16 protein-coding genes and 1 pseudogene are annotated in these 13888 nt (G+C 71.4%); 14 read left to right on the forward strand and 3 right to left on the reverse strand.

The features are described from left to right. Nucleotides 1-17 precede the first annotated feature (17 nt). Both htpX and C3488_RS27500 read left to right on the forward strand, forming a co-directional pair. Complete coding sequence (htpX, locus tag C3488_RS27495) at nt 18-941, forward strand: zinc metalloprotease HtpX (protein WP_103843616.1); 924 nt, start codon at nt 18-20, stop codon at nt 939-941. A gap of 6 nt (nt 942-947) precedes the next feature. Then, complete coding sequence (locus tag C3488_RS27500; RefSeq protein ID WP_103843617.1) at nt 948-1532, forward strand: hypothetical protein; 585 nt, start codon at nt 948-950, stop codon at nt 1530-1532. Nucleotides 1533-1554: 22 nt separating this feature from the next. Here the strand turns inward: C3488_RS27500 and C3488_RS27505 are convergent, their stop codons facing one another. Beyond that, a complete protein-coding gene (locus C3488_RS27505) occupies nt 1555-1818 on the reverse strand; it encodes a hypothetical protein (RefSeq protein ID WP_103843618.1) in 264 nt (87 codons plus the stop codon). A gap of 141 nt (nt 1819-1959) precedes the next feature. Between C3488_RS27505 and C3488_RS27510 the strand changes: the two genes are divergently transcribed. Next, nucleotides 1960-3150, forward strand: coding sequence for a winged helix DNA-binding domain-containing protein (locus C3488_RS27510; protein WP_103843619.1), 1191 nt, complete (start codon nt 1960-1962; stop codon nt 3148-3150). Between the two features lie 117 nt (nt 3151-3267). Here C3488_RS27510 and C3488_RS27515 read toward each other — a convergent pair whose 3' ends face one another. Then, nucleotides 3268-3576, reverse strand: a complete 309-nt coding sequence (locus C3488_RS27515) for a hypothetical protein (RefSeq protein WP_103843620.1) — start codon at nt 3574-3576, stop codon at nt 3268-3270. A gap of 164 nt (nt 3577-3740) precedes the next feature. Here C3488_RS27515 and C3488_RS27520 point away from each other — a divergent pair, with 164 nt between their 5' ends. The 9 genes from C3488_RS27520 (at nt 3741) to C3488_RS27560 (ending at nt 12217) form a co-directional block, all read left to right on the forward strand. Continuing rightward, a complete protein-coding gene (locus tag C3488_RS27520; protein ID WP_103843621.1) occupies nt 3741-4100 on the forward strand; it encodes an arsenate reductase family protein in 360 nt (119 codons plus the stop codon). A gap of 136 nt (nt 4101-4236) precedes the next feature. Beyond that, complete coding sequence (locus C3488_RS27525) at nt 4237-4941, forward strand: hypothetical protein (RefSeq protein WP_103843622.1); 705 nt, start codon at nt 4237-4239, stop codon at nt 4939-4941. Between the two features lie 511 nt (nt 4942-5452). Further along, nucleotides 5453-6481: a glutamine synthetase gene (glnII, locus tag C3488_RS27530; RefSeq protein ID WP_103843623.1), complete on the forward strand. Its 1029-nt coding sequence runs from the start codon at nt 5453-5455 to the stop codon at nt 6479-6481. 149 nt (nt 6482-6630) lie between these two features. Then, nucleotides 6631-6753 (forward strand): hypothetical protein, encoded by a 123-nt coding sequence (locus C3488_RS41850; RefSeq protein ID WP_103843624.1) that lies wholly within the window; start codon nt 6631-6633, stop codon nt 6751-6753. A gap of 108 nt (nt 6754-6861) precedes the next feature. Next, nucleotides 6862-7443, forward strand: coding sequence for a winged helix-turn-helix domain-containing protein (locus C3488_RS27540; RefSeq protein ID WP_103843625.1), 582 nt, complete (start codon nt 6862-6864; stop codon nt 7441-7443). A gap of 60 nt (nt 7444-7503) precedes the next feature. Further along, nucleotides 7504-8523, forward strand: coding sequence for an SDR family oxidoreductase (locus C3488_RS27545; protein WP_103843626.1), 1020 nt, complete (start codon nt 7504-7506; stop codon nt 8521-8523). Nucleotides 8524-8574: 51 nt separating this feature from the next. Next, entirely contained in the window at nt 8575-9852 is a 1278-nt protein-coding gene (locus tag C3488_RS27550) for a sensor domain-containing protein (protein ID WP_103843627.1), read from the forward strand. Continuing rightward, complete coding sequence (locus tag C3488_RS27555) at nt 9837-10490, forward strand: response regulator transcription factor (protein WP_103843628.1); 654 nt, start codon at nt 9837-9839, stop codon at nt 10488-10490. The genes C3488_RS27550 and C3488_RS27555 overlap by 16 nt, the downstream gene beginning before the upstream one ends. 200 nt (nt 10491-10690) lie before the next feature. Further along, nucleotides 10691-12217 carry a DUF1996 domain-containing protein gene (locus tag C3488_RS27560; protein WP_103843629.1) on the forward strand — a complete coding sequence of 509 codons (1527 nt, stop codon included), beginning with the start codon at nt 10691-10693 and terminating at the stop codon, nt 12215-12217. 102 nt (nt 12218-12319) lie between these two features. Here the strand turns inward: C3488_RS27560 and C3488_RS27565 are convergent, their stop codons facing one another. Beyond that, entirely contained in the window at nt 12320-12754 is a 435-nt protein-coding gene (locus C3488_RS27565) for a hypothetical protein (RefSeq protein ID WP_103843630.1), read from the reverse strand. Nucleotides 12755-12897: 143 nt separating this feature from the next. Between C3488_RS27565 and C3488_RS27570 the strand changes: the two genes are divergently transcribed. Together C3488_RS27570 and C3488_RS27575 are read left to right on the forward strand one after the other, a co-directional pair. Further along, nucleotides 12898-13401 carry a tetratricopeptide repeat protein gene (locus tag C3488_RS27570; RefSeq protein ID WP_103843631.1) on the forward strand — a complete coding sequence of 168 codons (504 nt, stop codon included), beginning with the start codon at nt 12898-12900 and terminating at the stop codon, nt 13399-13401. A gap of 56 nt (nt 13402-13457) precedes the next feature. Then, nucleotides 13458-13888 (forward strand): annotated as a pseudogene (locus tag C3488_RS27575) (hypothetical protein); the annotation flags it as partial.

Here is a 13888-nt window from a genome sequence, read left to right on the forward strand (position 1 = left end):
CTGCGGGGTGATGCACGATGCGGAGCCGGTTCCAGAGTGATCGGCGGCTGACCGTCCGGATGACGGTCACGCTGTTCCTGCTCGGATTGCTGTACGTGGCGTTCGTCGCCGCGTTGATCGCGTTGCTGAAGTCCTGGGTGCTGGTCGTCGTGATCGCGGCGGCGGCACTGGGCGCGCAGTACTGGTTCTCGGACCGGATCGCGCTGTACGCCATGCACGGGCGGATCGTGGAGCGCGAGGAGTACCCGCAGCTGCACGGTGTGGTGGATCGGCTGTGCGCCGTGGCAGACATGCCGAAGCCGCTCGTCGCCGTCTCCGGTCTGGACATGCCGAACGCCTTCGCGACCGGCCGCAACCCCGATCACGCCGTGCTGTGCGTGACCACCGGGCTGCTCAGGCGGCTGGAGCCCGAGGAGCTGGAGGGTGTGCTCGCGCACGAGCTGTCGCACGTGGCGCACAAGGACGTCGCCGTGATCACCGTGGCGTCGTTCCTCGGGGTGATCGCCGGGCTGGTGGTCCGGTTCGCGTTCTACTCGGAGCTGTTCGGCGGGCGGGGCCGGAAGGACCAGAACACGATCGCCGTCTTCGGCGCCGTCATGGGGATCTCGGCGCTCGTCTACGCGATCAGCTTCCTGCTGATCCGGGCCCTGTCCCGGTACCGGGAGCTGGCCGCGGACCGCGCCGCCGCGCACCTGACGGGGCGGCCCTCGGCGCTGGCGTCCGCACTGACCAAGGTCACCGGGGACATCGCCCGCATCCCGACGCAGGACCTGCGGACGGCCCAGGCGTTCAACGCCTTCTACTTCACCCCCGCCCTCGGTGCCGACCCGGGCATCTCCCGTCTGTTCTCCACGCACCCGACCCTGGAGCAACGGCTCGAGCAGCTCGCCCGTATCTCCGCGGAGCTCGGCGAGGCGGCGGCGCCGGGAAAGGCGGGCTGAGCGCCGATGGGGTTCCTGGACATCCTGCTCGGCCGTACGAAGCCGGTGGCACCCGACCTCGACCAGCTGTTCGCCCTGCCGTCGGCGGCGATCACGCTCGAGGCCGCCGCCGGGTTCACCCCGACGGGAACCGGCGCGGTCTGCTTCGCCACGGTGGAGGGTGGCGCCTTCACCCAGGCCAACCAGGAGGTCCAGGCGCTCCTCGACGCCGACACCGACCGCACCGGGCCACCCGTCGAACTGCAGCGGGACGACTACGGCTACTCGTGGCTGGTCTCCCGCCGCTCCCCCGAACAGCTGTCCGCCCTGATCAACGATCTGCACGCGGTGAACAGCGCGATGGAGGTCAACGGCTTCGGACCGCAGCTGCTGTGCTCGGTGGCCGGCTTCCAGGACACGGGCGGGCGCCGACTGGGGCTGGTCTATCTGTACAAGCGGGGCACCTTCTATCCGTTCGCGCCGCTCGCCGGACAGGGCGAGCGGCGCGACAACGCGCTGGAGCTGCAGATCAAGGCGGCCCTCGGAAACGATCTGCGGATCGAGCAGGACCTCGGCCGGTGGTTCCCGATCTGGGGCGCGCCCGGCCTGTGACGCCTGCTCCTCCTCGCGCCTCCTACTTGCCACCCTCCTGGCGGCGGGCCTCGAAGGGGCGCTCGCGGCGGTAGCGGCGCTCCCACTTGGCCTGCTGGTCACGGCGGGCGCGGTACTCCTGGTAGCTGGCCGCCGAGGCCGGGGTCCCTCCGGTGCCCGCGGAGGACGAGCCGCGACCGTACCGCACGTACAGGACGAACAGCGCTGTGGCGGCGAGCCACCAGATGTGGTTGCCGAATCCGAAGAGGACGAGGACGACGGTTCCGGCAAGGATGATGGTGCCCATGACGCCCTCCTTCGCTTGGGTGAGTGGTTGTGCCACGGGGTTCGACGGGGTGCCGGGGATCTGTGACCCCATCGGATGTGTGTCCAGCGTAGGGAGGCGGTCACTGCGGGTGCATCTGCTTTTCGATCCGAGGGAGACGGCATGGGCGGCGTTGGGCGGCACATCGGGACGGTGGAGCGGCGGGCCCGGCTCGCGGTGCGGCACCGGCTGGGCGCCGGGTCGCGGGCGGTGACGCCCGAGGAGGTCGCCGGGTCGCTGGTCGCGCTGCACGGCACCGATCCGGCCACGGTGTTCCTCGCCGTCGGGGCGCGCCTCGCGGACGCGGACAAGACCGTGGCGGAGGTCGAGCGGGCGCTGTACGAGGACCGGACGCTGGTGCGGATGCACGGCATGCGGCACACCGTGTTCGTGTTCCCGACCGAACTCGCCGCCGTGGTGCACGCGTCGACCAGCCTCGTGAACGCGGCCAAGGCCCGCGCCGCGCTGGTCAAGAACATGGTGTCCGGAAGCGGCGGCCGGCTGTCGGCCCAGTGGCTCGCGGAGGTCGAGGCGTCGGCGCTGGCCGCCCTGGCCCGGCGCGGTCAGGCGACCGTCAGCGAACTCACCAGGGACGAGCCTCGGTTGAAGGAGCAGTTCACCTACGGCGAGGGCAGGAGCTACGAGGCCCCGCAGACCGTGTCGTCGCGGCTGATGCGCGTCCTGGGCGCCGAGGGCCGGGTCGTCCGGGGGCGCCCGCTGGGTGCGTGGACGTCGTCGCAGTTCCGTTGGGCCATCGCCCCGCCTCATCCCGAGATGCCGCCCGCAGAGGCGCAACGGGAGCTGCTCCGGCGCTGGCTGACGGTCTGCGGGCCGGCCACGGAGACGGACCTGAAGTGGTGGACCGGCTGGAGGGTCACGGAGGTACGCCGGGCGCTGACCGCGATCGGGGCGGTACCGGTGACGCTGGACGGCGGGGCGACGGGGTATGTGACGCCAGGCGACGAGGAACCGCCGGCGCCCGCCGAGCCGTGGGCAGCTCTGCTCCCGGGCCTCGACCCGACGGCGATGGGCTGGCAGGACCGTGACTGGTACCTGTCCCCCGAGCTGCGCCCGGCCCTGTTCGACCGCAGCGGCAACGTGGGACCGACGGTGTGGTGGGACGGCAGGGTGGTCGGGGGGTGGGCCCAGCGCCCGGACGGCGAGGTGGTGTGGCGCCTGCTGGACGGGGAGGGGTTGGGCCGGGATGCGCACGAGGCGATCGCGACGGAGGCGGCCCGACTGGGGGCGTGGCTGGCCGGCACCCGGGTGACGCCGCGCTTCCGGACACCGCTGGAGAAGGAGCTGTCGAGCTGACTGCGGCCGGCGGCACTGGTCGGCCCGGTGGCCCCCAGCCCGTCCGGGGGCGAAGCCCCCAGCCGACGGCACGACAACGCCGGGTGCCCGAGAACAAGACGGCACCCGGCGCCACGTTCAACGGCTGTATCGCATCAGCGCCCGCACCATGTGGCACGTCGTGTCCGACGGCGGCCGTATCCCGACCCGCTCCGCCGTGCTCCGTATCGTCTCGTTGTGCGCCTGGTTCGGCACGTACACGCCCGAGTCGAGCAGGGCGATGGCGAGGCGCATCGCCTTCAGGCGCCGGTTGTGCGTGACGTACCACTCGCGCGGCCGCCCCGGCGGGAGCGGTCGCTTGGCCGTCGGTGCGTACGGCAGGTCCATCGGGACCGGTCGCCGCGCCGTCGACCGGGTCGGCTTCGGCTTGGTTGCGGCAGCGGGCACAGGCATCCTCCTGTCGCGGTCAGGGAGGTGCCGGACACCCCGGCGCCTCCCTCGAACACTGCTTCTATTTTACTGCCACCCACTGACAAAAGCCCCTGGCCACAGGCCATTTGAGCCAGGTTGTGACATGGGTGAGAAGGGGTGTGTCGGCTACCGTGTGGGGCATGGAGATCTGGATCAACCCGGCCTGCTCGAAGTGCCGCAGCGCCCTCACCCTGCTCGACGCCGAGGGCGCCGACTACACCGTGCGCCGCTACCTGGAGGACGTGCCGACCGAGGACGAGATGCGCGAGGTCCTCGACCGGCTGAACCTCGAACCCTGGGACATCACGCGCACCCAGGAGGCCGACGCCAAGGAACTGGGCATGAAGGACTGGCCGAGAAACGCCGCGTCGCGCGACCGCTGGGTGCGGGCGCTCGCCGAGCATCCGCGGCTCATCCAGCGGCCGATCATCACCGCGGACGACGGTACGGCCGTGGTCGGGCGCACCGAGGAGGCCGTACGGGACGCCCTGTCCCGCTGACACCGACTCCCCTGTGACCTACGTTACTTCGCTGACTCCTGTAAACCGCTGAGTAACTCCGTTCGGTATCTCGTACATAGCGGCGTACCTATCGCGTCCGGTCGCCGGTGACGGCGGCCGGGGACAGGAGGCGCGCATGTCGCGTAGGAGAACCCTCAGTCCCAAGAAGAAGATCGCCCTGGCGGTCACCGCGGCCGCCGTGGCCGGCAGTGGGGCCTTCGCCCTCGCCGCCACGTCGAACGCGGCGAACGTGCAGAACGCGTCGACCTCGACGGTCTGTCAGGGCCTGGCCACCGCGCTCGGCAACAACGAGTCGTTCATCGCCGCGCAGAAGGCCAACCCGGACGCCCAGTCGGCGGCACGGATCGCCAACCGCGAGGCGGTCGTCGCCGAGATCAAGCGCAAGCAGGAGGCGTCCGGCTGCCAGGTCGGGGAGTCGGTAGAGGCGGGTGGATCGGGATCGGCGCAGTCCGGCGGCGCCGCGCAGGCCGGGGGGTCGGCTCAGGACCCCCAGGCCTCGCAGGCCGCCACCACCGCGCCCGCCACGACCGCGCCCGCGAACGACACGGGAGGCGCCGGCACCGCTGCTTCGGGCCAGCAGGTCTGCAAGGGCTCCACGGTGACGCTCTCCGGCGAGGGCGGCGCCCCGGCCGCGTCCAGCAACCAGTTCCCGGCGGGAACGACCCTGAAGGTCACCAACCTGGACAACAACAAGTCCACGACGGTGAAGGTCACCTCCGTGTCCGGTAGTTGTGTGCTGCTCAACAACGCCGCCTTCGAACAGGTCCGTGAACCCGGCAAGTTCCTGATCCGCCGTGCCCTGATCGAGAAGGTGGGGTGAGGCCGGCCGGTCAGTGACTCCGGGAGGCGGCACGTCACGTGGCACGGTCCCGCTGTTCGCGGCCACGAGCAGCAGGACCGGCGCGGGCGAGCGCAAGCGCGGCGGCGCTCGGACGCGGGCCCGTGACCGGTTCCGGGTCGGGAAGCCGACGGTCGCCTCCTGGAGCCGCGCCTGCTCCGCGTGGAGCGGGCGCTGAGGTCGGCCACCGTACAGGGGGCGGTGGCCGGCCTCATGTGTGCTGAGCCTCGGCTCGGCGAAGAGGCCGTTGGCGCACTCGCCAGGGGACGGCGGCGTACGTGCCGCAAGGGGACGGACCGGTCACCGTGTGATTCCCGGCACGGGAGCCCCCGGTAACACGGGGTTCACATCAGAGCAATGGTCGGGAAATCGCCCGTTGACATGCTGCCGGGCATCACCCGGCGCCCCACTGCCGCAGCGCCGCGCACCCGCACGACCTCTGCGACTGCACTGTCGACCACGCAGTCGAGACCTCCCCCGAAGGATGTGGCCCATGGCCTTCAAGGCTGAGTACATCTGGATCGACGGCACCCAGCCGACCGCCAAGCTCCGTTCCAAGACGAAGATCCTGGCCGACGACGCCAAGGGCAAGGAGCTTCCGATCTGGGGCTTCGACGGGTCCTCCACGAACCAGGCCGAGGGCCACTCCTCGGACTGCGTGCTCAAGCCGGTCTTCTCCTGTCCCGACCCGATCCGCGGCGGCGACGACGTCCTGGTGCTGTGCGAGGTCCTCGACACGGACATGACCCCGCACCCGTCCAACACCCGCGCCGCGCTGGCCGAGGTGGCCGAGAAGTTCGCCGCCCAGGAGCCGATCTTCGGCATCGAGCAGGAGTACACCTTCTTCGACGGCTCCCGTCCGCTCGGCTTCCCGGAGGGCGGCTTCCCGGCTCCGCAGGGCGGCTACTACTGCGGTGTCGGCGCCGACGAGATCTTCGGCCGTGAGGTCGTCGAGGCGCACCTGGACAACTGCCTGAAGGCGGGCCTCGGCATCTCCGGCATCAACGCCGAGGTCATGCCCGGCCAGTGGGAGTTCCAGGTCGGCCCGCTCTCCCCGCTCGAGGTCGCCGACCAGCTCTGGGTGGCGCGCTGGCTGCTGTACCGCACCGCCGAGGACTTCGGCATCTCCGCGACCCTGGACCCGAAGCCGGTCAAGGGCGACTGGAACGGCGCCGGCGCGCACACCAACTTCTCGACCAAGGCGATGCGCGAGGGCTACGACGCGATCATCACCGCCTGCGAGGCGCTCGGTGAGGGCTCCAAGCCGCTCGACCACGTCAAGAACTACGGCGTCGGCGTCGAGGACCGCCTCACCGGTCTGCACGAGACCGCCCCGTGGAACGAGTACTCGTACGGCGTCTCCAACCGCGGCGCCTCGGTCCGTATCCCGTGGCAGGTCGAGAAGGACGGCAAGGGCTACATCGAGGACCGCCGTCCGAACGCCAACGTCGACCCCTACCTGGTGACCCGCCTCATCGTCGACACCTGCTGCACGGCGCTGGAGAAGGCCGGCCAGGTCTGATCCGCTCCACACAGCTCCCGGAAGGGGCGTCCGCGTCGTGCGGGCGCCCCTTCCGCGCGTCGGGGGCACGTGGACACGCCCGGAAAAAGAGCGTCCAAGCAGTGAGAGGAGGCTCCTGTCACGGGCGTGTGTCTGCTTCAATGAGAACCATGGCCAGCTTCCAGAAGTTCAGCGCGACGGGTCGCCGTGACCTCGAGCCCTTCTGGCCTTCCCGTCAGCACCACGACTTCGACCGGGTGTGTTGTCGCGCGGACACCGCGCGGGCCCTGTAGAGCCGTACACCCGGCAGCCGTACCGGCACAGCCGTCCTTGCGGCCTTCGGCCAGCGCGCACGACGTACGTCCCCCGACGAACTCCTCGCGCGAAAGAGCTGACCTCTCATGGCGACCACTCGTTCTCTCTCCACCGCCGCCCTCACCACCGCCACCCCGCCGAACGGCTCGGCACGGCACCGGCTGCGTGCCGTCGACCGGGACGAGGCCGTCGACGTGGCCGACTTCCTGCCGCCGGGCGCCACCTGGCTGCCGGCGCCCCCGCACACGCTGCCGAGCCTGCCCGGCCGCCCGCCGATGATCGGCTACCTGGTGCTCGTCCCGGCCGACCAGCAGCCCCCGTTCCCGCCCGCCGCGGTGCCCGACCGGCCGGACACGCGGCAGGCCGTGGGCTCGGACCCGCTCGTCCGCGTCGACACCGGCCGGCGCACCGCCGAGGTGGACGGGCGGCCGCTCGACCTGACGTATCTGGAGTTCGAGCTGCTCGCCCATCTGGTGGCCCACCCGCACCGGGTGCACACCCGGGACCAGCTGGTGACCACGGTGTGGGGCTACGGCCATGTGGGCGACGGGCGCACCGTGGACGTCCACATCGCCCGGCTGCGGCGCAAGCTGGGCGCCGAGCACCGCGGGACCATCCAGACGGTGCGGCGCGTGGGCTACAAGTACGCTCCGCCGACGGGTCGTTGACCGTCTGCTGACGGCAGATCCCTGTTCCCTCCGGCCGCCCGACCGGGCAGAGTCACCGGCATGAGACTTCTGGTGCTGGGTGGTACGGAGTTCGTGGGACGGGCCGTCGTGGAGGCGGCCCTCGGGCGCGGCTGGGACGTGACCGTCTTCAACCGGGGGACGCACCGACCCCCGGCCGGTGTGCGGGCGTTGCAGGGCGACCGCACCGCGCCAGGCGGGCTCGCCGCCCTCGCGCAAGGCGAGTGGGACGCCGTCGTGGACACCTGGTCGGCGGCGCCCCGGGCCGTGCACGAGGCGGCGCGGCTGCTGCGGGGCCGCGCCGGGCGGTACGTGTACGTGTCGAGCTGCTCGGTGTACGCCTGGCCCGCGCCGGCCGGGTACGACGAGAGTGCCCCGTCGGTCGAGGGCGCCGAGCCCGACGCCGGCACGACCGACTACGCGCGCGACAAGCGCGGCGCCGAGATCGCCGCCGTCGAGGCCTTCGGCGCGGACCGCTGCGTGCTCGTACGGGCCGGGCTGATCCTCGGCCCGTACGAGAACGTCGGCCGGTTGCCGTGGTGGCTGACCCGCGTCGCGCGCGGCGGGCCCGTGCTGGCGCCGGGGCCGCGCGACCTGCCGCTGCAGTACGTCGACGTCCGCGACCTCGCCGAGTGGATCCTCGGTGCGGTGGAGCAGGAGCTGAGCGGCCCCTACAACCTGATCAGCCCTCAGAGGCACGCCACCATGGGCTCGTTGCTGGAAGCCTGCGTAGCGGCCACCGGCTCGGCGGCCGAGCTGCGCTGGACCGAGCCGGAGGTGATCCTCGAGGCGGGCATCGCACCGTGGACACAGCTGCCCGTCTGGGTCCCGCCGGGCACCGACATGCACGACGCGTTGCACGCCGCCGACGTCTCACGTGCGGTGGCGGCCGGGCTGGTCTGCCGGCCGGTGGAGGAGACCGTCGCCGACACCTGGAACTGGCTGCGGTCCGTCGGCGGTACCGCACCGCAACGCCCCGACCTCCCGCCGCTGGGGCTCGACCCCGAAGTGGAGGCGAAGGTGCTCGCGGCGACCGGAGGTGTATCTGGCACCACCCCCTGACCGGGGGTTCGGGCCAGTGACCGCCGCCCGGCCCTCCGCCAGACTGACGCCATGAACACTGACATCAGGCGCGGGGGCGCCCGCGAGCACGCACGAGAGGTGGTCCTTGCCGCCGTGCGGGGGCTGGTGCTGTCCCTCGCGGTGCTGCCGTTCGGCGTGGCGTTCCTCGTGCTGACGCTCCTGTCCCTCGCGTTCGTCCCGCTCGGGATCGGGCTCGTCACCACCCCGTGGGTGCTGACCGGCGTGCGTGCCCTGGCGGACACCCGGCGCAGGCTCGCGGAGGAGTGGTGCGGGATACGGATCCGCTCGGTGTACCGGCCGCTGCCCGCGGACGCCAATCCGTGGTCGCGCACCTTCGGGATGCTGCGCGACCCGCAGACCTGGCGGGACGTTCTCTGGCTGCCGGTGGACATCACGGCGGGCTTCTTCACCGCGCTGCTGCCGGTCGTGGTGCTGCTGTACCCGGTGCAGGGGCTCCTGCTGCCGGCCGGGCTGTGGCGGGCGTACGTGCCGGGCGGGGGCGGCACCTACCACTACGCCTTCGTCCCGGTCTCCGGCCAGGCGTCCGCCTTCGGCGCGGCCGCGCTCGGCGCCGTGCTCGGCGCGGTCACCTGGCGGTACGCCCCGAGCCTGCTCGGCGTGCACTTCCGGCTCGCACGGGCCGTCCTGGGCAGCCCGCACGGTGAACTGGCCGAGCGGGTCCGGGTGCTGACCGAGACGCGACGGGACGCGGTGGACACCTCCGCCGCCGAACTGCGCCGGATCGAGCGGGACCTGCACGACGGGGCGCAGGCCCGGCTGGTGGCCATGGGCATGGACCTGGGCACCATCGAGATGCTGCTCGACAAGGACCCCGCGAAGGCCAAGGAGCTCGTCGCGCAGGCCCGCCGGTCCTCCGTGGAGGCCCTGGCCGAGCTGCGCGAACTCGTCCGCGGCATCCATCCGCCGGTGCTCGCCGAGCGTGGACTGGGCGATGCCGTACGGGCGTTGGTGCTGCGGCTGCCCCTTGCCACCGAGGTGAACGTCGAGCTGGACGGCCGCGCCGACGCGCCGGTCGAGTCGGCCGCCTACTTCGCGGTCAGCGAGGTCCTCACCAACGCGGTCAAGCACTCCGGCGCCGACCGGATCTGGGTCGACCTGCACCACAGTGAGGGCATGCTGCGCATCTCGGTCACCGACAACGGCAAGGGCGGCGCGGTGATCGGCGCGGGTTCCGGGCTCCGCGGAGTCGAGCGGCGGCTGGGTACGTTCGACGGCGTCCTGGCCGTCAGCAGCCCCGCGGGCGGTCCCACCATGGTCACCATGGAGATCCCGTGCGCGTTGTCCTAGCGGAAGACCTCTTCCTGCTGCGCGACGGACTGGTGCGGCTGCTCGAGGCCCACGACTTCGAGATCGCCGCCGCCGTCGAGTCCGGTCCCGAGCTCACCCGCGCGCTGGCCGAACTGACGCCCGACGTCGCCGTGGTGGACGTACGCCTGCCGCCGACGCACACGGACGAGGGGCTGCAGTGCGCGCTGCGGGCCCGCCGGGAGCGGCCGGGGCTCCCGGTGCTGGTGCTGTCGCAGCACGTGGAGCAGTTGTACGCGCGGGAACTGCTCGCCGACGGCACCGGCGGGGTGGGCTATCTGCTCAAGGACCGGGTGTTCGACGCGGAGCAGTTCGTGGACGCGGTACGACGGGTCGCAGCGGGTGGCACCGCGATGGACCCGCAGGTGATCCAGCAGCTGCTGACGCGGCGTGCGGCGGACGACCGGCCGCTGGCACGGCTGACGCCCCGTGAGCTGGAGGTGCTGGAGCTGATGGCGCAGGGCCGCTCGAACGCGGCGATCGCCGACCGGCTGGTCGTCACCGAGCGGGCGATCGCGAAACACACCTCCAATATCTTCGCGAAACTGGGCCTCGAGGTTTCCGACGACGACAATCGGCGGGTTCTGGCCGTGCTCGCCTATTTGGATCACGGCCGCTGAATGAAATTCAAAGAAGTCAGGCCTACCCGCCTCAACTCCCGTTGACACGGGGCTTCTGCACCTCTTGGGCCCGAATTGCCCTCAGGAACCTCCAAGTTTTTCTCCGGTCTCTGAACACCTCACCGGCCTCCTGCGTATGGGATGGCGCCGCTTCACCCCTGTCGGGCGCCTCCGCCCCGAAAGGAAGTCAGAGGAGTTCCATGGGACGCAACACGAGAAAACGCCGTACGCCGCTGGCCACCAAGGCCATAGCCGCCTCGGCTGCCCTAGCGCTCGGTGGGGGCGGGTTGCTCTGGGCCAACTACTTCGCCTCGGCCCACGAGACGAACAACCAGGCCTGGGGAGGGAACCAGACCAAGGCCGCCAGCGCCCAGGTGGCGACGATCTCCTGCCCGGACGTCGGTCAGAAGCTGACGAACGTGCCGGCCGCGGCGCGCAACGGCGTGGCCGCGGAGCTCGCGAACCTCGACAAGCAGATCACCGAGGCCTACTCCCGGCTCGCCTCCACGCGCCAGGCCCAGGCGAACGACGCGAGCTTCGTGCAGAACGCGATCGTCGGCCCCCTGAAGGAGAAGCGGGCCGCGACGATCGACCGGATCAGGATCGACATCCAGCGGGTCGGCGGGACCTTCAACCAGTCGCTGTCCCAGCTCGCCGCCTGCACGACGCTGACCGCCAACCAGACCAACGCCGGCCAGACCGGTGGCGGCCAGCAGCAGAACGGTGGCCAGCAGCAGAATGGCGGCCAGCAGCAGGGCGGCCAGCAGCAGAACGGTGGCCAGCAGCAGGGCAACGGCGGTCAGGCCGGCAACGGCCCGGTGGCGGCCGACTTCGTCGACATCACGAAGGTCGCGCCGAACGTCCAGGCCAAGCCGCGAAAGACCGGCAACGCCTCGACAGGTCAGTTCGTCACGCGCTGCGGTGTGAACGCGAACAAGAACCACAACACCGACAACGTGATCGTGGCGCCCGGCGTGGCCAACGGCGCGCACCACCTGCACGACTACGTCGGCAACCAGAAGGTCAACGCCTTCTCCAGCAACCAGACGTTCCTGCAGGGCGGCACCAGCTGCCAGAACAAGAACGACCTGTCGTCGTACTACTGGCCGGTCGTCCGCATCCAGGACGGCACGCAGGACTTCGACCAGAACAGGGACGGCGGTGGCAAGGAAGGCAACGTCGGCCGGATCCTGACCCCCGTCCAGGCGGAGATCAAGTACGTCGGCAACCCGAGCAGCAAGGTCGTCGCGATGCCGCAGTTCCTGCGCATCATCACCGGTGACGCCAAGACCACCACCAACGGCCTGGCGAACGCCAACGCGCACTGGAGCTGCACCGGCTTCGAGAACAAGGTCCAGCTGACGACGCAGTACCCGATCTGCCCGCAGGGCAGCAACGTGGTCCGCACGTTCGCCTTCCAGAGCTGCTGGGACGGCCAGAACATCGACAGCGCCAACCACCGCACGCACGTGGCCTTCGCCGACCCGGCGAGCGGCGTCTGCGGGAACGGCTTCAAGGCGATCCCGCAGCTGACGATGCGCCTCGTGTACAAGATCAACCCGCCGGTCATCCAGAACGGCCAGGTGAAGAACGCCTACGCCGTGGACGGCTTCCCGGACCAGCTCCACAAGGCGGCCACCGACCACGACGACTTCATCAGCGTCACGACCGGCGGCCTGGCCAACAAGATCGCCAACTGCATCAACTCCGGTCAGAGGTGCCAGTGACCCGACCGGGCCGGTGACCCGGCTGAGCCGGTGACCCACTGACGAAGGCCGGTGGCGGGAGGTCCCGCCACCGGCCTTCGTCGTGTGCCGGCCGGGCCCGGCTCAGCCGCTGTGACCGCCGTGGGAGTGATGGTCGGCGCCCACCTCCACATCGCCGCCGAGCTTGCCACGCAGTGCCTTGACCACTCCGTCGTCGCCGACGGCGACCCACTTGCGGCCCACGAGGTAGTAACCGCCGTAGTCCTTCGCATCGTTGATCCACTCACGCTGGCCGCGGTCGGTCGCGAACGTGGCGAGCACGAACTTGCCGTCGGGATTGGTGCAGATGGCCTGACGGATCTCGTCGGCGTCCGTCTGGATGTTCGGCTTGCAGTTCACGTCCGCCGCCAGGTCCTCGAGGCTGCCGGTCGCGGCCGCCGGGACCTGGCCCTGGGCGGCCCCTGACGACCGGCCCGATCCACCCGATCCGCCGCAGCCGGTCAGCACCAGCAGGGCGACGACGGCACCGGCCGCCAGCTTCTCGCGCGTGCACCTCATGTGTTCCTCCGGTCCCTCGGGCCATGCCGCTGGGAGCCCCCGCGAGGGGCCCTGCCCTTCCGTACGGCTGTGGTGCGTCCGGTACTCAATGGCGGCACACCTGTGCGACAGTGTGCCGTCGGTACTCGTGACGAGGGGGACGGATGAGCACACCGGGCTGGGAGCAGCGCCTGGCCGCCGCCTGGGCCGCTTTCGACGACTACGCCGAGGGGGGCGCCGCGGACTTCCGTGCCCTGATCGACGCCCTCGTCGCCGAACTGCCCGAGGACAGCCCGCTCGGGCCGTTCGAACGGGCCTGCGCCTGGGACTCGACGGGCCACTCGGACCAGGCGGTGCCGCTGTACCGGGAGGCCCTGGCGCGCGGCCTCGACGGCTACCGCGGCCGCCGGGCCAGGATCCAGCTGGCCAGCTCGCTCCGGAACATCGGGCAGCCCGAGGAGGGCGTCAAGCTTCTGACCCCGGAACTCGACGCGCCCTCGGACGAGTTGGACGACGCGGTACGCGCCGCCCTGGCCCTGTGCCTGTCGAGCCTGGGCCGCGACCGCGAGGGCCTCGCCCTGGTCCTCGGCGCGCTCGCCCCCCATCTGCCCCGCTACCAGCGGTCGATGGCGAACTACGCGCGACTGCTGGTCGAACCCGGCAACTGAGCTCTCCCGGGGCCGGGTGCCGGTGACCAACCCCCGTCTCGCTCGTTTTGCCGGACGTGCAGCCACAGGATGTCGCCCCGCGCCCCACACCGACCTCCGGACCGGTCGTCGACGTCGAGCAGGCCGAGGCCGCGCTCGTCGAGCACTACCCCCGGCTCGTCCGGCTCGCCTATCTGGTGCTGCCACCGGGTCTCGGCCGCACCCGGCGGGTGCTGACGGCGCACGCCCTCGTCCAGCGGGCGCTGCCCCACGGGCGCGCCTCCGCGGCGGTGATCCCGGCCCAGGCGAACGGCCGCGACGGCGACCCCGGGTACTCCTTCGTCCGTCTCCGGGTGGTGCGTACGGCACTGGAGGCGGGCGCGCCGCTGCGGCGCGCCGCCTGGCCGAAGCGCTCCCAGCTGCCGCCACTGCTGCCGCAGGTGTGGGGTCTGAAGCTCTTCCCGCGCTCCGGCGGCGCCGACGAACTCGCCTTGGACCAGCGGCTGTC

The sequence above is a fragment of the Streptomyces sp. Ru72 genome (assembly GCF_002920635.1).
In the GTDB taxonomy this organism is placed as follows: domain Bacteria; phylum Actinomycetota; class Actinomycetes; order Streptomycetales; family Streptomycetaceae; genus Streptomyces.

Coding starts and splice junctions, on each gene's coding strand:
- C3488_RS27560 (WP_103843629.1), top strand. CDS start 10,691: ATGGGACGCAACACGAGAAAACGCCGTACGCCGCTGGCCACCAAGGCC.
- C3488_RS27565 (WP_103843630.1), bottom strand. CDS start 12,754: ATGAGGTGCACGCGCGAGAAGCTGGCGGCCGGTGCCGTCGTCGCCCTG.
- C3488_RS27540 (WP_103843625.1), top strand. CDS start 6,862: ATGGCGACCACTCGTTCTCTCTCCACCGCCGCCCTCACCACCGCCACC.
- C3488_RS27510 (WP_103843619.1), top strand. CDS start 1,960: ATGGGCGGCGTTGGGCGGCACATCGGGACGGTGGAGCGGCGGGCCCGG.
- C3488_RS27570 (WP_103843631.1), top strand. CDS start 12,898: ATGAGCACACCGGGCTGGGAGCAGCGCCTGGCCGCCGCCTGGGCCGCT.
- C3488_RS27505 (WP_103843618.1), bottom strand. CDS start 1,818: ATGGGCACCATCATCCTTGCCGGAACCGTCGTCCTCGTCCTCTTCGGA.
- C3488_RS27545 (WP_103843626.1), top strand. CDS start 7,504: ATGAGACTTCTGGTGCTGGGTGGTACGGAGTTCGTGGGACGGGCCGTC.
- C3488_RS27520 (WP_103843621.1), top strand. CDS start 3,741: ATGGAGATCTGGATCAACCCGGCCTGCTCGAAGTGCCGCAGCGCCCTC.
- htpX (WP_103843616.1), top strand. CDS start 18: ATGCGGAGCCGGTTCCAGAGTGATCGGCGGCTGACCGTCCGGATGACG.
- C3488_RS27550 (WP_103843627.1), top strand. CDS start 8,575: ATGAACACTGACATCAGGCGCGGGGGCGCCCGCGAGCACGCACGAGAG.
- glnII (WP_103843623.1), top strand. CDS start 5,453: ATGGCCTTCAAGGCTGAGTACATCTGGATCGACGGCACCCAGCCGACC.
- C3488_RS27500 (WP_103843617.1), top strand. CDS start 948: ATGGGGTTCCTGGACATCCTGCTCGGCCGTACGAAGCCGGTGGCACCC.
- C3488_RS27525 (WP_103843622.1), top strand. CDS start 4,237: ATGTCGCGTAGGAGAACCCTCAGTCCCAAGAAGAAGATCGCCCTGGCG.
- C3488_RS41850 (WP_103843624.1), top strand. CDS start 6,631: ATGGCCAGCTTCCAGAAGTTCAGCGCGACGGGTCGCCGTGACCTCGAG.